The following is a 20588-nucleotide window of genomic DNA, read 5'->3' as shown; positions in this document are numbered from 1 at the left end:
GGTAGGACATAGCGATGGACTTCGATTGGGCGATGGCGCTGGGCTCGTTCCTGGTGGCCATCGTCGTCGGGCTGACCGGCATGGGCGGCGGCGCCCTGATGACCCCGATGCTGGTGACGTTCTTCGGCGTCAGCCCGCTGGCCGCGGTCTCCAGCGACCTGGTGGCCGCCGCGGTGATGAAGCCGGTCGGCAGCGCGGTGCACTACCGCCAGGGCACGATCAACATGCGCCTGGTCGCCTGGCTGTGCGTGGGCTCCGTACCGTCCGCCTTCTGCGGGGTCCTGGTCGCCAAGGCCCTGGGCAGCGGCCAGGACGTCCAGCACGTGATCGAGATCGCGATGGGCATCGCCCTGCTGATCGCCGCCTTCGGCCTGGTCGTCCGCGGCTACCAGGCGATGCGCGACCGCGCCGCGCGGCACACCGGCGCCGACCGGCGGACGGCGGCGCCGGGCTCACCCGCCGCCACCGACGCCCCCGAGATCACCGTCCGCCCGATCCCCACCGTGCTGGTCGGCGCCGTGGGCGGGCTGGTCGTGGGCATCACCTCGGTCGGCTCCGGCTCGCTGATCATCGTGGCGCTGCTGGCCCTCTACCCCGCGCTGAAGGCCAACCAGCTGGTCGGCACCGACCTGATGCAGGCCGTACCGCTGGTGATGGCCGCGGCGATCGGGCACCTGCTGTTCGGCGACTTCCAGATGGAGGTCACCACGGCGCTGCTGGTCGGCTCCATCCCCGGCGTCTACATCGGCTCGCGGATCTCCTCCCGCGCGCCCGGCGGTCTGATCCGGCGGCTGCTGGCCTTCGTCCTGGTCGCGTCGGCGCTGAAGATGTTCGGGCTCTCCACGACCGCGCTCGCCTGGTCCCTGCTCGCGCTGGCGGCGGCCAGCTGGCTGACCTGGATCTTCGTGCGCCGGCAGGTGCACGCCCGGCTGGCGGCGGACGCCACCGACCGGCCCGAGGAGGACCTGCGGGTACCGGCCGGCGACGCCTGAGGGCCGCCCTTTCCTGTACGGGACATGACGGAAATACGGCTCCCGGCGAACCGGCAGGCCACCGAACCGGTACGCTGCCCCCGTTCCTGGTCTCCGCGACAACTACCTGGTAAGGAGCCGTTCAGCGCGATGAGGGGGGCCATCGAGGCCGCATGGCGGCAGGACACCGTTGACGTTCTTGGAGTGCGGGTCAGCCGGGCCGACGCCCCCGCGCTCACGAGGCTGATGGCGGCGGCCATCCAGGCGGGGGAACGGCTCACCGTCACCTTCGCCAATCCCGACTACGTGCTCAAGGCCGCCAAGGACCCCGAGCTGCGCGACATGATCAACGGTTTCGACCTGGTCCTGGCCGACGGCTGGGGCGTGGTGATGGCCTCCCGGATCTTCGGGCGGCCGGTCCCGCAGCGGATGGCCAACGACGACCTCACCGACGAGCTGTTCGGCGTACCCACCGATGAGCGCTGGGGCGTCCACCTCTTCGGCAACGCCCCCGGCGTGGCGGACGCGGCGGCCGACAACCTGCGCCGGTGGTATCCGGGCCTGCGGATCACCGGGACCCAGCACGGCCACTGGGCCGGCCCGGACGGGCGCATCCCCGCCGACGTCGCCGAGCAGCTGGTCAAGGAGATCAACGCGGCCCGTCCCGACATCCTGCACGTCGGCCTGGGAACGCCCCTCCAGCAGCGCTTCGTCACCGAGTACCGGGACCGGCTCGAGGTGCCGGTGATCTTCACCTGCGGCGCCTACTTCGAGCATCTCGCCGAACGGCGCTCGTACTACCCGCGCTGGGTCCTCAAGCTGCGCGTCGGCTTCCTCTACCGGCTGGCCCGCGAGCCCCGCCGGCTCTGGCGGCGCTACACCATCGAGCTCGGCACCTATGTCTGGCGGGTACTGGCGTACCGGATCCGGAACGGGCGCCAGCGCTGACCCGATGGCAGCGTCGCCTCGATACCACAGGAAGCCGCGATGACGGAAATCGTGTGACACGGGGCGACGGGAGCCTGTTCATGGGAACAGAGCACACCAACGTGATCATCATGGTACAAAGAGCCGTCCCAGACCATCCGACCGTGGAGTGACGACATGCGCCCGCGTTCTATGGCGACGACAGCACTGGGTGCTCTCGTCGTGACCATCCCGCTGGCGGCTCCACCCGCGTCGGCCGACATGGCCCACTCGGCGGTGGTGTCGACCAACCCCGCGAACAACACCCCCCACGTGCTCGACGGCACCGTGCGCGCCATCGCGGTCGTGGGCACCCGGGTCGTCGTCGGCGGCAACTTCACCAAGGTGAAGGAGGCCGGCTCCGGCAAGCCGACCATCGCCCGCGCCAACGTGTTCGCCTTCGACGCCGCCACCGGCAAGATCGACACGAAGTTCGTCCCCAAGGTCGACGGCACGGTCTACACGCTGGAGACCGGCGCGAGCGGCACCGTCTACGCGGGCGGCACGTTCAAGAACGTCAACGGGACCAAGACCGGCACCGTGGCACTGCTGCTGGCGACCACCGGCGCACCGGTCAAGACGTTCCAGGCGAAGATCCCCTGGGGCCGGGTCTCGGCCGTGGTACGGCGCGGCGCCAAGCTCTACATCGGCGGGGCGTTCACGCAGGTCGCGGGCAAGAACCAGCCCGCGCTGGTCCGGCTGAACAGCACCACGGGCGCCGTCGACCCCACGTTCAAGATCACGCCGAGCAGCCCGCGCGCGGGGACCCTGAAGGTCCAGGAACTCATCGTCAACCCGCAGGGCACGCGGATGGTCGTCAACGGCACGTTCACCCAGGTGAACGGGGTCCGCCGGTACCAGATCGCCATGATCGACACCGCCGCCTCGCCGGCCGCGCTCACCTCGTGGTCGACCGAGCGCTACGCCACCGCGTGCAACCCCCGGGCGTTCGACACCTACATGCGCGGCATGGACTTCTCACCCGACGGCTCCTACTTCGTGGTGACCACGACGGGCGGGCCGTACGGCCGCGCCCAGCTCTGCGACACCGCCGCCCGCTGGGAGACCGGCCGCACGGGCTCGGGACAGGACCCGACCTGGGTCAACTGGACCGGCGGCGACACGCTGCTGTCCACGGCGGTCACCGGCGCGGCCGTGTACGTCGGCGGGCACCAGCGGTGGCACGACAACCCCTACGGATCCGACTTCGCCGGTCCCGGCGCCGTCGCCCGCCCCGGGATCGCGGCGCTGAGCCCGACCAACGGCAAGGCCATGTCGTGGAACCCGACCCGCAGCCGCGGGCATGGTGTCGAGGCGCTGGTGGCCACACCCAAGGGGCTATACGTGGGTAGCGACACCGACCAGCTCGGCAAGGAGTACCACGGCCGGATCGGAATGTTCCCGCTACCGTAGCGGTAACGGAGAGAGGACGGTCCATGGCCCACGGTCACCACCGCAGATCCTCCGGTCCGCCACCGAGCTTCGGGGGCGGAGAAGGTCCGGCCTCCGGTGGCCGTGGACGCCACCGGCCGGCGCCCGTGCGGCGACCGGAGCCGGGCCCGCCCCGCCCGTCCCGGCGGCGCGGCCGCAGGATGGCCTTCTCCACCGCGGCGGTGCTCGCCGCCGGTGCGTGCGTCGCCGGGGTCACGGTGTCCGCGTCCAAGGCGGCTCCGAAGACCGCGGAACGCGCGTCCTCCGGTCCGGTGAGCCTGCCGGCCGTCGCCGACACCTATGTCATCCAGCAGAGCCCCGCCGTCCGGCGGGGCACCTCCGCCACGATGAGCGCGGCGGCGTGGCCCGGCTGGAACACCGAGGGCTATGTGGCCTTCGAGGTGCCGCGCCGGGCCAAGGGGGTCCGCACCGCCCGCCTCGACCTGACCTTCGAGCGGCTGGCCAACCGTCCCTCGACGTTGGAGCTGCGCTCGCTGCCCACGGCAGGCTGGTCCGAGCAGGGGACGACCTGGGCCGACCGTCCCGCCGCCGGTGACGTGCTGGCCAGTGCCCGGAGCGCCGAGGGCGGCACCGTCTCGTTCGACGTCAGCCGCTGGGTCGACCGGCCCGGCCGGTACGCGTTCGCCGTGACCAATCCCGGCCAATGGTCGGCCGCGCGCTTCCACGCCCGGGAGAGCGGGCCGCGGGGCCCCCGGCTGGTCGTCTCCGACGCCTCCGACGTCGCCATGCCGCCCGCGCCGCGGCCGTCCCGGCCGGCTCCGACGCCCAGTCCGGTGCCGAGCAGCGAGCGGCCCGTACCGAAACCGACCGCCGGCGTCCCCGCGCCCGCGCCGTCCGACGACGACCGCATCCGCAAGGGCACGCTGTGCGGTGCCTCCTTCGAGCCCGAGGGCGGCCAGTCGGTCAAGTCGGCGCTGAAGGCCACCGACCAGCGGTACGGCGGGATGGAGATGACCCGGGTCTTCTATCCCGGGCTCCCCGCCGGCTGGCCCGGCAAGCTCGGCGACGACCGCCGCACCACGGTGGTCTCGTTCAAGATGAACCCGCGCGACGTGCTGTCGGGCCGCCACGACGACCGGATGCGGACCTGGTTCCGCGACGCTCCCGGCGACCGCGACGTGTACTGGGTCTACTACCACGAGCCCGAGGACAACATCGCGAAGGGCGAGTTCTCGGCGGCCGACTACCGGGCGGCCTGGCGGCGGCTGCGGTCCCTGGCCGACAAGGCCGGCAACAAGCGGCTCAAGGCCACGCTGGTGCTGATGAGCTGGAGCCTGGAGCCCGGTTCCCGCCGCGACTGGCGCGACTACTACCCCGGCCGCGGCGTCGTCCAGGTGCTCGGCTGGGACGCGTACAACCTCTCCAAGACCGGCTACCAGGATCCCGCCGAGATGTACCGCAAGATCATCTCGGTGAGCAGGTCGGAGCGGCTCCCGTTCGGTGTCGCCGAGACCGGCAGCCACCTGATGGGCGGCGACACCGGCGCGAAGCGGGCCGCCTGGCTGCGCGAGATGACCAACCACCTCACCAAGAACAAGGCGCTCTGGGCGGCCTACTTCGACCTCGACTGGCACACCGGCGACTACCGGCTGCGGGACGCGGCGGGCATCAAGGCGTGGCGCGACTTCTGCTGATCCGCTCTCACCGGCCGAACTCCTACCGGCCGAACTCTCACCGCCGAGGTTTCAGAGGCTGACCGAAGCGAACGCGGCCCGGTCCGGGATCTCTCCCGGACCGGGCCGCGTCATCGCGTTCCCGCCGCCCTCGCGGTCAGCGGTTCAGGACGATCGTCCACATCTGCGCGCGGCTGGGGGTGTCGGTCGTGGCGCTGAGCCCGTTGAAGGCCCCCGCCGGCACCGCCCCGCCGCTGTCCACGACCAGGGACGTCACGCGTCCGCTGCCCGAGCCGATGCTCGTACCGCGGACGGTGCCCGCGGCCGGTGCGGTCCACGCCGTGGTCGTGGACGACTTGTCCGCCCAGTACGTCACGACCCAGCTGCCCGGGTTGGCGACGGTCACGTCCGGAGCGGGATGGGACGCGGTGTCGGCCGAGTCGGCCGCGCCCTCCGCCACGGCCACCGGGGTGGCGCCCGTGTCGGCGTAGGCCAGGATCCGCAGGTCGGCCTTGGCGAAGCCGCTGAGCCCGACCTGGACGGCCGTACCGGCGTCACCCGCGACGGCCGTCCGCCGCCACACGGTGGACACCGCACGGCCGTTGTCCTGCCGGCCCACCTGCGTCCATCCGGACGGCGGGGTCGGGGTCACGCCGGTGGCGTTGTGGGTCAGGATCAGCAGCATGCCGTCACCGGCCTGGACCCCGGCGGGGACGTTCACCGTGGCGGCGTCGGTGTTGGCGTTGTACCCGTCGGTGCCGCGGAACGAGATCCCGACCTGGTCGGGGGCCACGGTCACCGACTGCTGGGCGCTGTCGGAGGACCCGCGGTCATCGGTCACCGTCAGCTTCACGGTGTACGTGCCCGCCTGGTCGTACACGTGGTCCGGGGTGGCGCCGGTGGCGTTCTCGCCGTCACCGAAGTCCCAGTCGTAGGTGGTGATGGTGCCGTCGGGGTCGTCGCTGGCCGAGGCGTTGAACGAGCAGCTCAGCTCCGCGCAGGTGCGGGTGAAGTCGGCCACGGGGGCCTGGTTGGCCGTTCCGGAGAACAGGAACGTCGCGCGCCCGCGCCAGTCGCTCTCGTCCACCACGGCCGGGGTCCCGGAGGGCACCCCGTCGGTGAGGGCGAGGCTGCGCAGCTTCCCGTCCGCGGTGTCGACGTAGTAGAGCTTGCCGCCGGCGGTGAACATCCCGCCGACGTTGCTCCAGTTGACGCCGGGCAGGTTGCCCGTGGCGGTCAGTTCCAGAGCGCCGACCACGCGGCTCTCAGGGGTGAAGTACCGGTAGTACAGCGCCGAGGTTCCGCGGGTGTAGTAGACCTTGCCGTCCGCGTAGAACATGCCCTTGATCGACGGCACCTGGCCGTGCCAGGTGGTCATGTTGGCCAGCTGGTCGGCGGTGTCGACCGGCTCGGCGGGACCGAAGCCGCCGCCGTCGAAGGAGCGTGACACGAAGGCCCCGTTCGAGGAGCCGTGGTAGAGCACGCCGCTGATCATGAAGGCGCCCCGGGTGGTGCGCCAGTCGATCCCGCCGGTCGGATCGTCCACCGGCGCTCCGGCGGTGGTGCCGTCGAACGAGCGGTGCCGCAGGTAGTTGTCGGCGATCAGGCCGGTGCCGCCCGCGTAGTAGATGTTCCCGGGCAGCGCTCCCGTGTTGAGCGCGGGCAGCTCCTTGCCACCCGCGGTGGGGAACATCGCGACCTTCTGGTGCCACTCGCCGCCGGCCTCGTCGGTGTCGCTGCCCATCCACAGTCCCTGCGGGGTGGCCAGCAGGTCGAACACGCCGACGCCGCGGGTCCGTCCCGGGTTCCAGGTGAACGGGAGCCCGTTGGCCGGGTCCAGGGCGGCGATGCCCTCCCTGGACACCGCGCCCTGACCGGCCCGGTCCGCGGCGTAGGGGTTGTTGGCCCAGCGGAAGTGGCCGCCGACGTAGACCGCGTTGCCGGTCACCTCGACCGCGTAGCTGGTGTCACCGCCGGTCCAGTTGACCCAGGTGGGCTGCTTGCCCGTACCGGTGGCGACGTTCTCCCAGCGCGCGTGGGTGTCGCACAGCTTCGCCGAGCCCCCGTGCCCTCCGGTGGTCGTCACGACGAAGAAGGCGCCGTCGGGCGAAAAGTCGACGTCGCGCATGTAGGTGTCGAACGACGCCGAGCACGCGTCGGCGTACCGCGCGGTCTGCCAGCCGGCGAGCTGCGCCTGCGCGCCGCTCAGGTCGAACATCGCGATCTGTGGCCGGGACTGGCCGCCGACGGTGGTGAAGTTGCCGACCGCGACCAGCCGCGTCCCGTCCGGCGAGAGGTCCATCTTGAGGATGGAGGTGGTGCCGCCGCTCTGCGTACCGGCGATGTCGATGTCGAAGAACGCCTCGCGCGCGCCGGTGGTGGGGTCGACCGCCGCCAGCGCGTTCTGCGCCACGCCGCCGACCGTGCTGAAGGGGCCCGACACGTACAGCCGGCCCCCGGCCAGCCGCAGGTCCAGCACCTTGGCGTCCAGTTGCGGCTGGAAGCCGGCGATGGGCGCGCCGGTGTTGATGTTCACCCGCGCGAGCTTGAACCGCGGGGTGCCGTTGATGTTGCTGTAGCTGCCGCCCACGTAGAGCGACTGGCCGTCGGGGGCGGGCAGCAGCGCGCTGACCTCGCCCTTGTCGATGTCCGGGGCGAAACCGGCGTCGATCGCGCCGGTGCTGGCGTTGAACGACAGCAGCCGGGTGCGGGTCAGAACCGGCTTGCCGGCCCCGTTCTCCTTCACCTGGGTGAAGCTGCCGCCCAGGAAGATCCGGTCACCGACCTGGACGATCGCCTTGACGGCACCGTCCTGGAGGTGCGGGGTGAAGCCGACCGGGTCGGCGTTCACCAGCGAGCCACGGTCCGCCTCGGCGTGGGCCGGGATTCCGGCCGCCCCGAGTCCGACTGTGGTCAAGACCGTGGCCGTCACAACGGCGCAGAGCCTTCTCAGGCGCATACATGTCCCCTTCTCCCGGCCGGATCCTCGATCCGTCGGCACCCATGGCACACCCCTGGCACGAGCCACGACGACACGGCGACAGCTCGACCAACGACATTCGACCAACGACATTTCGACAGGGAGCTGGGCAACATTACCGCTGGCAGCGGTATCGGACAGCGGCGGGTGCCTAACGTTTTCGTCTCCACGGCATCCGCCTGATCCGATGCCGGGACGATGCGTGATTTATCCCGGTCCGGCAACGTTCGGTCACGGGCGCCCAGTAGGATCCATCCTCGGTGAACGGGGGTGGAACGGTGGCGAACGACAAGACGATCGCGCTGCCACTGCCGCTGCCCTCGACGCCCGATCCCTCGAGGCCCGGCACGGACCCGGCCCGGTCGCCGCAGGGCCCGGCCGCGCAGCCGGGACGCCTGCGTCCCGGCTGGCCACTCAGCGTGATCTTCCTGGCCTTCCCGCTGTGGTGGATGCTGGGGCTCGGCGCACTGATCTTCATGGTGATGGCGGTGCCGATGGCGCTGTACCTGTGGCGGCGGCGCGAGCGGCTGGTGGCGCCCGGCGGGTTCGGGGTGTGGCTGCTCTTCCTGGCCTGGGTCATGCTCGGCGTCGTGGTGCTGTGGGCCGACGCCCCCGACACCGAGCCCGGCGGCGGGGTCAGCCGCCTGCTGGTCTTCGGCTGGCGGATGGCCTGGTACCTCTGCTGCACCATCGTGCTGCTCTACATCGCCAACCACGACGAGCGCGAGCTGCCCACGGGCCGGATCGGCGGCCTGCTCGGGATCATGTTCATCTTCACCACGGTGGGCGGGCTGGTCGGCTCGTTCCTGCCGGGGCTGCAGATCACCTCGCCGTTCGAGCTGCTGCTGCCCGAGGGGGTGGCGAGCAACCCGTTCGTCCGCGACATCGTGGATCCCAAGACCGCGGAGATCTCCACGATCCTGGGCTTCGAACAGTCCCGGCCGATGGCCCCGTTCGCCTACGCCAACACCTGGGGCGCCGCGTACGCGTTCCTGCTGCCGTTCTTCCTGATCACCTGGGTGATCCGCGCCCGGGGCCGCAAGCGGCTCTTCGGCGTGCTGATCCTGATGGCCTCGCTGTGGCCGGTCGTGTACTCCCTCAACCGCGGCCTGTGGGCCGCGCTGGGGCTGATCGTGGCGTTCGCACTGATGAAGATCATCATCGTCGGCGGCGCCAAGTACATCTCGCGGGCGATCGCCGTGCTGGCCATCGGCGCCGTCCTGGTCGCGTTCTCCCCGCTGCCCGGCATGATCATGACCCGGCTGGACAACCCGCACAGCAACAACCGGCGGACGGAGCTCGCCTCGCAGACCATCGGTACCGCCCTGGCCGGCTCGCCGCTGGTCGGCTTCGGCTCGACCCGTGACGTCCAGGGCAACCTGCAGTCGATCGGCGGCGGGTCGCGGCCGGGCTGCAGCGCCTGCGGCTCGCCGCCGCTGGGCACCCAGGGGCACATCTGGCTGCTGATCTTCGCCCACGGGACGGTCGGCACGCTGGCGTTCCTCGTCTTCTTCGGGATCCGGTTCGTCCGCCACTGGCTGGACCGCTCGGCCTACTCGCTGGCCGGATGCTGCGTCCTGCTGTCCTGTGCCCTGTTCCTGTTCTTCTACGACCTTGTGGAGGTCCCGCTGTACACGGTGATGATCGCGGTGGCCCTGATGTGGCGGGCCAAGCGCGACGCGGCCGCCGCTCCGCACGGGGCGGCGTTGTGACCGCCGGCGAGGTGAACGGCGCCCCTGTGAACGGCGGCCCTGTGAACGGCGGCCCTGTGAACGGAGACCGTGCCGGCGGCGGCCGCTTGGGCGACACCGCCGCTCCCTGGGTCGAGACGGTCGCGGCGCTGTGGCCCGACGCCGAGGTGACCTCCGCCGGCGGTGCCGGCGGCGACGCGCACGAGCTGTCGTTCCTGCCGAACGCGCAAGCGCCCCGGCTACTCATCCCGTCCACGCTGCCCGCCGTGGCGGCCACCGCGCTCCGCCGGTACAGCCACGACCTCACGGTGCGCCAGCGCGTGTCCCGGAGCCTGGTGGCCACCGCCGCCCGCACCGGCCTGCCCGGCCGCGCGCTGCGCGACCGGCTCCAGGTCCACGGCGGCACGGGCTCGGTCCAGGACCGCCTCAGCGACCTGCTGGGGCGGCGCGTGGTGGTCACGATCGGGCTCGGCACCGCCCGCGCCAACCGCAAGCCGATCCTGCACGCGATCACCCCGGAGGGACGGCCGCTGGCCTTCGTCAAGGTCGGCGACACCGGCGTCACGCGCGAACTGCTCGCCGGCGAGGCGGCCGCGCTGTCCTTCCTCGACGGCCGCCCGCTCCACGGGATCACGATCCCGCGCGTCCTGTGGCACGGCGGGTGGAACGGGCTGACGCTGCTGGTCCTGTCCCCGCTGCCGACCAGCGCGCGCGGGTGGCGCCCGCGGCGCGGTGCCCCGCTCAAGGCGATGGACGAGCTGTTCGGGGTGAGCGGGACCAAGCGCGCCACGCTCGCCGGCAGCGACTTCTGGGCCGGCCTCAGGGCCACGCCGGACGAGCTCATGGGCGAGCGGTCGCTGCGGCTCGCCGCGGTGATCGACCGCATCGCCGCCGCGTACGGCGACCAGATGCTCGACTTCGGTGCCTGGCACGGCGACTGGACGCCCTGGAACATGGCGTGGCACCGGGGCGAGTTCCAGCTCTGGGACTGGGAGCGCTTCGAGCCCGCCGTCCCCCGCGGCTTCGACCTGCTGCACTACCGCCTGCAGGAGGCGACGCGGCGTCCCGGCCCCTCGCCGTACGAGCGGCGCCCGGACGGTGCCGCCGACCTGACCGGGCCCCTGGGCGTCACCGGCGCGGCGGCCGCGGCCACGGCCGACCTCTACTATCTGGCCCTGTGCTGCCGGTACCAGCGCGCGGCGGGCGGACCGCTCGGGGACGCCGTCCTCGGGCAGGCCGACCGGCTGCTGGAGCTGCTCGAAGACACCGGAGGAAAGCCGTGATCACCCGACGCGACGCCCCCCAATGGGTGAAGGACTCGGGCCGCAACGCCACCCGCACGCTGGGCCGGCTCACCGCCGACGCGCGGATGCTGCCCGGTTTCCTCATGGTCGGGACCCAGCGCGCCGGTACGACCTCGCTCTTCCGGGCACTGGCGCAGCACCCGGCGGTCGTCCAGCCCAACTTCCACAAGGGCGTGCACTACTTCGACGTCGAGTACCACCGCTCCATGGCGTGGTACCAGGGACACTTCCCGCTGCGGTCGGCCGCGCGGCGGCGGGCGGGCGACGAGCCGCCGCTGGCGTTCGAGTCGGCCGGGTACTACATGCACCACCCGGAGGCACCGCACCGCATCGCCCGCGACCTGCCGGGCGTCAAGCTCCTGGCGATCCTGCGCGATCCGGTCGAGCGCGCCTACTCGGCGCACCGGCACGAGCTGATGCGCGGCTTCGAGACCGAGCCGTTCGAGCGGGCGCTGGAGCTGGAGCCGGAGCGGCTGGCGGGCGAGGTCGAACGGATCAAGGCCGATCCGCAGTACCTGAGCCACAGCCACCGGCACCACGCCTACCTCGACCGCAGCCAGTACGCCGGGCAGATCGCCCTGCTGTACGAGCTGTTCGGCCGCGACCGGGTCCACGTGCTCTTCGCGGAGGACTTCTTCGCCGAGCCGGAGCCCGTCTACGACGGGGTCCTGGACTTCCTCGGGCTCTCCCGGCGGCGTCCCGACGCCTTCGAACGGCACAACGCCCGGCCGCGCTCCCCCATGCCCGAGGAGCTGCGCGCCCGGCTGGAGACCCATTTCGAACCCCATGACCACCAGCTGGCGGCGCTACTGGGCAAGGTGCCGCCCTGGCGCCGATGAGCCGCCGCGCCGGGCGGCCGCGCGACGACCGGCCGCTCCGGTCCCGGGACTCGGTGCCGCTGTCGCACTACGCGGGCGTCGTCCGCCGGCACCGGCGGCCGCTGGTGGCCATGATCGCGATCGGCGGGCTGCTCGGGCTGGCGCTGGCGCTGCTCACGCCCAAGGCGTACCTGGCCTCGGTGACGGTACTGGCGCCGGCGGTGCCGCTGCACGCGGTGGAGGCGGTCAAGGCGGAGGAGGGCGAGGAGAAGCCGAAGCCGCCCGAGGACGCCACCGTCGACACCGAGGCGCAGCTGGTCCACACCGAGGAGGTCCTGGCCCGGCTCGGCACGCTGCCGGGCTTCAACGGCCTGTCCCGCTCCGAACTGAACTCGCGCATCGTGGTCACGGTGGCCCCGCACACCCGCGTGATCACGATCGGCGTGCGCGCCTACGAGCCCCGGCAGGCCCGCGAGGGCGCCGAGATCACCGCGGAGGCCTATCTCAACCTGCGGCACGAGATCCTGGGCGGTGTGCAGCAGCGCGACCGCGAGTCGCTGCAGCGGCGCGAGAAGCTGCTGGAGAAGCAGCTGGAGACCCTGCCGGGCGAGGCGGCGTCGCTGTCGGACACCGTCGCGCGCACCCGCCGGCAGGCGATCGCGAAGCAGATCGAGCAGGTCCGCAAGGATCTGTCGGCCATCGACGGCAAGGCGGTCACACCGGGTGAGATCGTACGGCGCGCCGCGCTCCCGAAGCGGCCCGAGGACCGGCGCCGCGACGTGTCGCTCACGACGGGCGCGGGGGTCGGCCTGCTCCTCGGCCTGCTGTTCGCGGTGTGGCGGGAACGGCGGCCGCACCGGATCCGCACGGCCGCCGGGATCCAGGTGCACACGCGGGTGCCGGTCATCGGCACGGCGGGCCCCGATGCCGCCGCGCGGGACGACACCTGCCGCCGGCTGCGCAATATGATCTTCGACGAGCGGGCCGGCTCGGTGCTGGTCACCGGTGCGCCGGCGAGCGCGGCCGAGCCCATCGCCCGGCAGCTGGCGCGGCTGTGCGCCAGCGGCGGCGTGACCACCACCTTCCTGCGGATCCAGGACGAGGATGCCCCGCGCGAGGAGTGGGTTCCGATCAACGGCGCCGGCGGGGACACCGTCCACGTCAGCGGCGGTCCTGGAACGAACGCCGGCTCTCAAACGAACACGGACGCCGGCGACGCGGACCCGGACGCCCCCGCCCGGTCCGGCCGGACGGACCGGACCCGGCCGGACGGACTGGAAGGGATCTGCATCGAACGCACCATGCGGCTGAGCGACGGCGACCGGGGGCTGCGCGGCGGCCTGGACCGCGCGCTGCGCCGGGCCGACATGGCGATCATCACCGGCCCCGCGCTCGGCAGCGTGGAGACCCTGACGCTGGCCACCCTCTGCGACCTCACCGTGGTGGTCGTCGAGCAGGGCAGCGCGATCGACCTGGACGTGGCCCGCGGGATCGACCAGCTGGCCGACGCGGCCGTGCCGGCCCGGGGCCTGATCCTCACCGAGCGGGCGGCCGGGACCGTCACCAGGCCGGCGCCGGACCCGGTAGCACGGTGACCCGGTATCACGATGCCCGGCATCACGATGCCCCGTATCACGGAGCCCGGCATCACGGTACGCGGCAGCATGGTGACGCGGTATCACGGTGACGCGGACAAAGCCGAACAAGCTGTCATCAACAGATAAAGTCTGCATCGACGTTCGGCGAACAGACGGCCGGACCGGGAGGGAACATCGTGGCGGCTGACCATTCGCCTGAGACCAGGAGTCTCCTGGTCATCATGCTCCGGCAGCGTATCCGCCTGCTGGTCGTCCTGGCGGTCCTGGGGGCCGGTCTGGGCGTGGCGGTCGCCGTGCTCCTGCCCGCGCAGTACTCGGCGAACGCCACCGTCCTGGTCAGCCCGCTGGAGGGCAACCCGTACTCGCCCGAGGGGCGCGGGGACGACCTGGTCAACCTGGAGACCGAGGCGCAGCTGGTCGGCACCGACGCGGTCGCGCGGATCGCCCAGCAGCGGCTGAAGGGCAGCGACCTGGGCAAGCTGCGCTCCCAGGTGTCGGTGAGCGTGCCGCCCAACACCCAGGTCCTCAACATCACCTACACCGCCGCCAGCGCCGGCGACGCCCGGGCGGGGTCCAGCGCGTTCGCCGAGGCCTACCTGGAGTTCCGCAGGCAGCGGGCGCAGTCGGTGCTGAACGGGCGGATCCAGAAGCTCAAGGACCAGTCGGCCACCGTGGAGGCCCGGCTGCGGGCCGCGACGCAGAAGCTCGCGGGCGCCTCGGGCAGCCAGCGGACGTACTTCACCCAGCGCATCACCGCCTACACCAACCAGCTCGGCGTCATCGACGAGCAGAGCAACGACATCAGCAGCACGCCGATCAGCCCGGGCCAGGTCATCAACCCGGCGACCGCGCCGTCCGGCGCGGCGGTGATGCGGATGGTGATCTTCGGTGCGGGCGGGCTGCCCGCGGGGCTGGCCCTGGGCGTGTTCCTGGTGTGGCTGCGGCAGCGCCTGGACCAGCGGCTGCGCGTCCCGGAGCAGATCGAGGCGCTGGGGCTGCGGCTGCTCAGCACGATCCCCGATGAGCCGGCCGAGGCCGGCGGCGGAGTGCTGGCACTCGTCGACACGCCCAAGAGCGCGCCGAAGAGCGCCACGGGAGAGGCCTACCGCCGGCTGCGGTCCGGGCTCGTGGCACACATCCCCGAGACGCCGGTGTCGCTGCTGGTGGCCAGCGCGACGCCCGGCGGCACCGCCGCCGCCACGGCGACCAACCTGGCGGTCGCGCTCGCCTTCGCCGGCTCCAAAACGATCATGATCGACGCCACCGCGCACGGCCTGGACCCGGCCGGGCTGTTCGGCGTCCGTCCCGGCAAGGGACTCTCCGAGGCGCTGCTCACCGGCGCCGACCCGGCCGCGATGCTGATCCACGCCGACCCGCAGCTGCGGCTGCTGCCGCGCGGCAGCGACGCCGCCGCGTCCGGCCACCGCTTCAGCGGCCCCCGGATGCGGACGACCGTGGAGACGCTGGGCGGCCGCGCGGACTTCCTGCTGATCAACAGTCCCAGCGTGCACGACGCCGACGCGCAGGCCCTCTGCACGCTCGTCGACAAGGTCATCCTGGTGGTGCACCGGGGGCTGACCACCCGCGACCAGCTCGAGCAGGCCCGGACCGAGGCGATCCACGCCGGCGCGGACGTGGTCGGCGTGGTCCTGGAGTCCGGCCCGCCCCGGACGGCCGCCCCGGTCGCCCCTGCGGTTCCGAGCGGCGATGAGACCGTCGCCCTGCCGCGCCAGCCGGCCAGGCGCCCCTCCCGCACCGGGCGGCGGCCCGCTCCCCCGACGGGCTACGACCAGTTCAGCGAGGAAGCGCCCGCGAGAGCCGAGCCGGCGCCCCAGCAGCGGCAGCCCCGGCGCCCTGAGGGCGGCACGGCCGGTCCGCGCTACTCCGGCAAGCGCAGCCGTCCGCCCGAGGAACGTCCCGGGGACGCCAAGGCGGCCGGACCGAAGTCGTCCGGCCCCAAGGGAGGGCACCCGACGAAGCCCGGCCCGGTCCCCCCGGCGAGCCCGCGCCCGGCGGGCCCCGGCCCCGTCGGCCCGATACCGGAGGGTCCCGACCCGGCCGGTCCGACCTCCATCGACTCTGCGGCGATCGACCCGGCGGTGCTCGCCCCGAAGATGCCGGTCATCCCGAAGGCCTCGATCAACAAGAACGGGACGGGCAAGGGCGAGGCCACGGCCTGACCGCGGGGCCCGGCCGGGCCCCGCACGCACCGGCGCACCCGTACCCAGCGCGTCCGTACCCAGGCAATCCATACCCAGGCAATCCGTACACGGCAAACCCGACAGAGCATGACCCGGGCCCGCCCCGGTCCGGACCGGAACGAGCGATGACCACTTCCCAGACGCCCCCAGCCGACCTCACCAGGCTCGCCCGGGGTGGCGCCATCAACCTCGTGGGGGCGATGTGCGCGGGCCTGATGGGCTTCGCGCTGATCGTGACGGTGGCCCGCACGTACGCGCCGGCCGTGGCCGGGGCGTTCTTCGCGGCGATGTCGCTGTTCATCATCCTGAACGCGGTGGCCGGGCTGGGCACCGACGCGGGCCTGCTGCGGTGGCTGCCGCGCCATCTGGCGCTCGGGGCGCGCGTGAGCGCCCGCCGGACCGTGCCGATCGCCCTGGTCCCGGTGGTCGCGACGGCGTTCGTGGCGGCGCTCGCGCTGGCGCTGGCCGCGCCCTGGCTGGCAGGTCTGATCGACTCCGGCGGCGCCGGCCAGGCCACCGGCATGCTCCGGATCATGGCGGTCTTCCTGCCGGTCGCGGCCGCGCAGGACGCCCTGCTCGCGGCCACCCGCGGGTACGACTCGATGCGGCCGACGGTGCTGGTGGACAAGATCTTCCGGCAGGTCTCGCAGGTCGGCGCCGTCCTGGTCGCCTACGCCCTGTCCGGCGGGCCGGAGGTGCTCGCCCTGGCCTGGTCGGCACCGTACGTTCCGGGCCTGATCGCGGCGGCGGTCGCCTACCGCGGGCTGTCCCGCCGGGCCGGTACGCGGCGCGCGGCCGCACCCGCCGACGGCGACGCCGAGCTCGGACCGCGCGAGCTGGCCGGGGAGTTCTGGCGGTTCACCGCGCCCCGTTCCGTGGCCCAGATCTGCCAGACCGCGCTGCAGCGCTCCGACATCGTGCTCATCGCCGCGCTCAGCTCCCCGAAGGACGCGGCGATCTACACCGCGGCGTCCCGCTTCGTCGTCTTCGGCCAGCTCGCCGCGCAGGCGGTGCAGCAGGTGATGCAGCCGGCGGTGAGCCGGCTGCTGGCCATCGGCGACCGGGACGGCGCGCAGCGGGTACTGGCGGTCAGCAGCACCTGGACCGTGGTGATCACCTGGCCGCTCTACCTCGCCCTGGCGGTGGGGGCGCACACGTTCCTGACGATCTTCAGTCCGGAGTACGCGGCGGAGGGGCAGGCGGCCACCGTCATCCTGGCGGTGACCATGCTGCTCGCGGCCGCCGTCGGGCCCGCCGACGTGGTGCTGATCATGGCCGGGCGCAGCGGCCTGAGCCTGGCCAACAACTCGGTGTCGCTGGCCGTCAACCTCGCGCTCAACGTGGTGCTGATCCCGGTCCTGGGGGTGACGGGGGCGGCACTCGCCCGCGCCGCGGCGCTGGCCACCCGCAACCTGCTGCCGCTGGTCCAGATCCGGCGCCTGCTGGGGATGGGTCCGAGTGGAGCCGGTCTATTCACTTCCATCGCTTATGCCACTGTTTGCTTCGGTATGCTGTCGATCGTCGCGCAGGTGGGACTCGGCAGGAACGTCTTCGCCCTGCTGACCGGCCTGGTGCTGGGAACGGCCGGCTATCTGGCGCTGCTGTGGGCGGGACGGGAGAGGCTCGCGCTCACCGCGTTCAAGGCGCTGGTGACGCGACGCCGAGGCGGCGCCCACCCTCCGGTCGCCGTGACCACCCCGCCAGAACAGACCGGTGCCGCCCATGGATGATCAGTTTCGCCCCGGCCCCCGGCCCACCCCTCGGCCGGCACGGCGCGGGGTCGCGGTCCTCGTCTCCGCGCTGGCCCTGACCGTCACCGGCACCCTCGCGGCCTGTTCTCCCGAGACCGGTGCGCCCGCGGGTGCGCCGTCCCCCGCCGCGGACCAGAAGGACGGGACGCCGGGCGAGGTCTGGAGCACCGGGCTCAACGGCGACGGGCAGCTCGGGCGGCCGCGCAACGACGTTGACGTCGCCCTGGGCCCGGTCGTGGCCGGGCAGGGACGCCATCTCACCGACGTCGTCGCCGTCGCCGCGGGCGACCGGCACTCGCTCGCCCTCACCAAGCAGGGCCGCGTGATGGCCTGGGGCGCCAACGCCAACGGCCAGCTCGGCAACGGAACCGGCAAGCCCAGCTTCGCGCCCGTGGCGGTGCGCGCCCCCGGCGGCGCGAGTGAGCTGCAGGACGTCACCGCGATCGCCGCCAGCGGCGGCCTCTCCATGGCCCTGCGGCGCAACGGCAGCGTCGTGACCTGGGGATCCAACGGCCACGGACAGCGCGGCAGCGGTTCGCGCAAGTCCTCCAAGTTCCCGACCCTGGTCCGGTCGGCGACCGGCAGGGGCGCCCTGACCGGCGTGACGGCCATCGCGGCCGGCGACCACAACGGGCTGGCGCTGCTGCGCGGCGGCGCCGTCGTGGCCTGGGGCTCCAACCGGGCGGGCCTGCTGGGCGACGGCGGCGGGCGCGACCGCGGGCTGCCGGGGCCGGTACGCGGCGCGGGCGGGAGCGGCAGGCTCGCCGGCGTCGCCCAGATCTCCGTCGGCAGCAAGCACGTCCTCGCGCGCCTCGGCGACGGGCGGGTACTGACCTGGGGCGCCAACGACCGCGGCCAGCTCGGCGACGGGACCGGGCGTCCCCGTACGGTGCCCGGCGCGGTCGCCGACCCGGGCGGCGGCGGGCTCGACGAGGTCACGTTCGTCGCGGCGGGCGGCAAGCACAACTACGCGGTGCACCGTGACGGTACGGTCCTGGCCTGGGGCGACAATGCCAACGGGCAGCTCGGCAACGGGACCACCAAGCCCGCGCCGCGTCCCGTCCACGTCGCGGGCACCCACACCGAGTCGCTGCGCGGAGTGTCCAGGATGGGCGCCGGGCAGGGGTACGGGGTGGCCGTGCTCGTGGGGGGCTCGGCCCTGACCTGGGGCGTCGCCAGCAAGGGACAGCTCGGCTCGGGCAACCGGGTCGCCAGGACCCGGCCCGGCCCGCTCGTCGCCGCCAAGGGCGCCCGGATCTCCACGATCACCAACCTCGCCGCCGGCGCCCGGCACCTGCTTCTGCTCGTACGGCCCCGAGGAACCGAATGAATCGATCCACGGGGCCGGCCGCGGCCCTGCTCGCGGCCGCCCTGTTGGCCGGTGCCTGCTCGTCCGGGGCATCGGAACGGCACCGGGTGCTGATCGGATCCGTCGCCAAGGACCAGGCCGAGCTGGCCGCGCGCGAGCAGGAGTCCGGGCGGCGGCTCAGCAGCCTGCGGATCTTCCGCCGCTGGGGCGAGGATCTGGTCGACCCCTACGTGCGCTCGGCCGCCGACCGCCACGTGCTCTTCCTGTCGGTCAAGGCGCGCCTGGCGGACGGGCGGTCGCTGAGCTGGGCGGACCTGGCGGCGTCCCGGCCCGGCTCGGCGCTCGACCGGGAAGTGCGCCGCCAGGCCGGCCAGCTCAAGCAGCTGGACGGCGTGGTCTACTTCACCTTCAACCACGAGCCGGACAACAAGGCCTCGTCCGGGATGGGGACCCCGGAGGAGTACGCCGCCGCGTGGCGGCGGGTGGTCTCGGTCTTCCGGGACGAGGGCGCCGACAATGTGCGGTTCGTCTGGACGCTGACCGACCAGACGTTCGCGCAGAAGCAGCCGGAGCGGTACTACCCGGGCGACGCCTACGTCGACCACATCGGCGTGGACGCCTACAACTGGCACCAGTGCCGCGGCCGCTCCGAGGGCTGGCGCAGCCTCGCCGAGCTGATCGAGCCGCACCGCCAGTTCGGCCTGCGCCATCCGGGCAAGGGCCTGATGATCCTGGAATGGGGGTCGGTGGAGGACGCCGACCGTCCCAACCGCAAGGCGCGCTGGCTGGACGAGGCGGCCCGGCTGTTCACCAAGCCGGAGTACCGGGGGTACAAGGCGCTCCTGCACTGGGACGACCGCTACGCGCGCGGCGAGACCCCGGCCGAGTGCAACTGGGACTACCGCACCTCGCCCGCGGCGACGGCCGCCTGGCGCAGGATGGTCGCCGCCCCCACGTTCTCGGCGGCCGAGCCCTGCGACATCGGTGACTGTCCAGAGCCCGGCCTGCCGCCGGCGCTTCTAGTGCTGGCCGCCGGGGGGACCCTGCTGGTCGGCGGCGGAGCCACCGCGCTGGTCGTGGCCAGGCGGCGGCGTGGACTGCGCGCCACCCCCGACGGCCCCCGGCCCGGCGGGTAGCCCACCGGCGCCCGGAGCCCCACCCGGCACTCCGCCTGCCGCACCACCCGGTGCGCCCACAGGTGCCGGGGTGGCCTTGCCGCGGCGGCGCAGGATCAGGAACGCGCCCACGGCCACCAGGACGGCCAGTGCGCCGAGCACGCCGATCAGCAGCCCGATCGGAAATCCGCCGTCGTCCTTGCGGGTGGCGGCGGCCGGCGTCTTCGGAGAGTCCGCGGCCTCCTGCTCGGCGGCCGACCGGTCCTCGCCGACCTTGGTCTCGTTGAGCGGCTTCTTGACGGTCCGGGGGTCCTTGGGCGGCATCTGCTGGGCCTTGGGCAGCTGGCTCACGAAGTCGACCAGGGCCTTGTCGGGACGGCCCGCGTTGGCCGCCGTCGCCTTCTTCAGGGTCGAGGTGACCGTGGCCGGGGGGAGCGTGTTGGAGCGAACCTGGAGCGTGTCGCCCGCCAGGACCGCGTACGTGCCCTTGCGGCCGACGGCCGCCATCAACTGGGTGGCGGCCTTGTCGGCCGCCACCCCCTTGGGCAGGACGGCGACGAACACCGGGACCCTGCGGTCCTTGGTGTCGCGCAGCAGGTCCAGGGCCTTGTCGGACTTGAAGTAGCCGGCGCCCGAGTCCACGTAGTACCCGGCCTCGCCGATCGACTCCGCCACCAGTTCCATATCGACCTGCGCCCGGGCCGGTGCGCCGGGCCAGACGGCCAGCGCCATCAGCGCGACGACGGCGGACACCAGGAAGCGGCGCAGATGCACTCGCACAGGGATTCCTCGCAGGGGTCTCGTAAGCCGGAGGGGTCT

Annotated in this window: 14 protein-coding genes; 12 read left to right on the top strand and 2 right to left on the bottom strand. The window is 73.0% G+C overall.

All coding sequences use genetic code 11. The features are described 5' to 3' along the window. Positions 1-14: 14 nt before the first annotated feature. The 4 genes from ACH34Q_RS13540 (at position 15) to ACH34Q_RS13525 (ending at position 5023) form a co-directional block, all read left to right on the top strand. Complete coding sequence (locus ACH34Q_RS13540; RefSeq protein ID WP_395983216.1) at positions 15-992, top strand: sulfite exporter TauE/SafE family protein; 978 nt, start codon at positions 15-17, stop codon at positions 990-992. Between the two features lie 129 nt (positions 993-1121). Next, positions 1122-1919, top strand: a complete 798-nt coding sequence (locus tag ACH34Q_RS13535; protein WP_395983215.1) for a WecB/TagA/CpsF family glycosyltransferase — start codon at positions 1122-1124, stop codon at positions 1917-1919. Between the two features lie 156 nt (positions 1920-2075). Continuing rightward, entirely contained in the window at positions 2076-3350 is a 1275-nt protein-coding gene (locus ACH34Q_RS13530; RefSeq protein WP_395983214.1) for a hypothetical protein, read from the top strand. Positions 3351-3475: 125 nt separating this feature from the next. Beyond that, a complete protein-coding gene (locus ACH34Q_RS13525) occupies positions 3476-5023 on the top strand; it encodes a DNRLRE domain-containing protein (protein ID WP_395983213.1) in 1548 nt (515 codons plus the stop codon). A 136-nt stretch (positions 5024-5159) separates the two neighbouring features. Here the strand turns inward: ACH34Q_RS13525 and ACH34Q_RS13520 are convergent, their stop codons facing one another. Continuing rightward, complete coding sequence (locus tag ACH34Q_RS13520) at positions 5160-7919, bottom strand: PKD domain-containing protein (protein WP_395983212.1); 2760 nt, start codon at positions 7917-7919, stop codon at positions 5160-5162. A 341-nt stretch (positions 7920-8260) separates the two neighbouring features. On the opposite strand from ACH34Q_RS13520, the gene ACH34Q_RS13515 reads away from it, so the two are divergent. The 8 genes from ACH34Q_RS13515 (at position 8261) to ACH34Q_RS13480 (ending at position 19790) form a co-directional block, all read left to right on the top strand. Beyond that, entirely contained in the window at positions 8261-9694 is a 1434-nt protein-coding gene (locus ACH34Q_RS13515) for a hypothetical protein (protein ID WP_395983211.1), read from the top strand. Positions 9695-9750: 56 nt separating this feature from the next. Further along, a complete protein-coding gene (locus tag ACH34Q_RS13510; protein ID WP_395983210.1) occupies positions 9751-10956 on the top strand; it encodes a hypothetical protein in 1206 nt (401 codons plus the stop codon). Beyond that, a complete protein-coding gene (locus ACH34Q_RS13505; protein WP_395983209.1) occupies positions 10953-11816 on the top strand; it encodes a sulfotransferase domain-containing protein in 864 nt (287 codons plus the stop codon). Before ACH34Q_RS13510 ends, ACH34Q_RS13505 begins: the two co-directional genes overlap by 4 nt. Beyond that, entirely contained in the window at positions 11813-13390 is a 1578-nt protein-coding gene (locus ACH34Q_RS13500; protein WP_395983208.1) for a hypothetical protein, read from the top strand. The genes ACH34Q_RS13505 and ACH34Q_RS13500 overlap by 4 nt, the downstream gene beginning before the upstream one ends. A gap of 224 nt (positions 13391-13614) precedes the next feature. After that, the gene (locus ACH34Q_RS13495; protein ID WP_395983207.1) at positions 13615-15573 is read left to right on the top strand and encodes a Wzz/FepE/Etk N-terminal domain-containing protein; all 1959 of its coding nucleotides are present in this window, start codon (positions 13615-13617) and stop codon (positions 15571-15573) included. A 146-nt stretch (positions 15574-15719) separates the two neighbouring features. Continuing rightward, positions 15720-17324, top strand: coding sequence for a polysaccharide biosynthesis C-terminal domain-containing protein (locus tag ACH34Q_RS13490; protein ID WP_395983206.1), 1605 nt, complete (start codon positions 15720-15722; stop codon positions 17322-17324). Continuing rightward, on the top strand, positions 17317-18675 hold the full coding sequence (locus tag ACH34Q_RS13485) for an RCC1-like domain-containing protein (RefSeq protein WP_395983205.1): 1359 nt from the start codon (positions 17317-17319) through the stop codon (positions 18673-18675). The genes ACH34Q_RS13490 and ACH34Q_RS13485 overlap by 8 nt, the downstream gene beginning before the upstream one ends. Further along, positions 18672-19790: a glycoside hydrolase family 26 protein gene (locus ACH34Q_RS13480; RefSeq protein ID WP_395983204.1), complete on the top strand. Its 1119-nt coding sequence runs from the start codon at positions 18672-18674 to the stop codon at positions 19788-19790. Before ACH34Q_RS13485 ends, ACH34Q_RS13480 begins: the two co-directional genes overlap by 4 nt. Here ACH34Q_RS13480 and ACH34Q_RS13475 read toward each other — a convergent pair. Then, entirely contained in the window at positions 19674-20549 is an 876-nt protein-coding gene (locus tag ACH34Q_RS13475) for a hypothetical protein (protein ID WP_395983203.1), read from the bottom strand. The genes ACH34Q_RS13480 and ACH34Q_RS13475 overlap by 117 nt on opposite strands. Between the last annotated feature and the right edge of the window lie 39 nt (positions 20550-20588).

This window comes from Actinomadura sp. 9N407, assembly GCF_044326315.1.
Taxonomy (GTDB): domain Bacteria; phylum Actinomycetota; class Actinomycetes; order Streptosporangiales; family Streptosporangiaceae; genus Spirillospora.
The sequence above is the reverse complement of the archived record's forward strand: the minus strand, read 5'-3'. Positions and strand labels throughout refer to the sequence as shown.

Excerpts from the sequence above, each read along its gene's own strand:
- ACH34Q_RS13540 (WP_395983216.1), top strand. The coding sequence starts at position 15 with ATGGACTTCGATTGGGCGATGGCGCTGGGCTCGTTCCTGGTGGCCATC.
- ACH34Q_RS13535 (WP_395983215.1), top strand. The coding sequence starts at position 1,122 with ATGAGGGGGGCCATCGAGGCCGCATGGCGGCAGGACACCGTTGACGTT.
- ACH34Q_RS13530 (WP_395983214.1), top strand. The coding sequence starts at position 2,076 with ATGCGCCCGCGTTCTATGGCGACGACAGCACTGGGTGCTCTCGTCGTG.
- ACH34Q_RS13500 (WP_395983208.1), top strand. The coding sequence starts at position 11,813 with ATGAGCCGCCGCGCCGGGCGGCCGCGCGACGACCGGCCGCTCCGGTCC.
- ACH34Q_RS13495 (WP_395983207.1), top strand. The coding sequence starts at position 13,615 with ATGCTCCGGCAGCGTATCCGCCTGCTGGTCGTCCTGGCGGTCCTGGGG.
- ACH34Q_RS13490 (WP_395983206.1), top strand. The coding sequence starts at position 15,720 with ATGACCACTTCCCAGACGCCCCCAGCCGACCTCACCAGGCTCGCCCGG.
- ACH34Q_RS13485 (WP_395983205.1), top strand. The coding sequence starts at position 17,317 with ATGGATGATCAGTTTCGCCCCGGCCCCCGGCCCACCCCTCGGCCGGCA.
- ACH34Q_RS13480 (WP_395983204.1), top strand. The coding sequence starts at position 18,672 with ATGAATCGATCCACGGGGCCGGCCGCGGCCCTGCTCGCGGCCGCCCTG.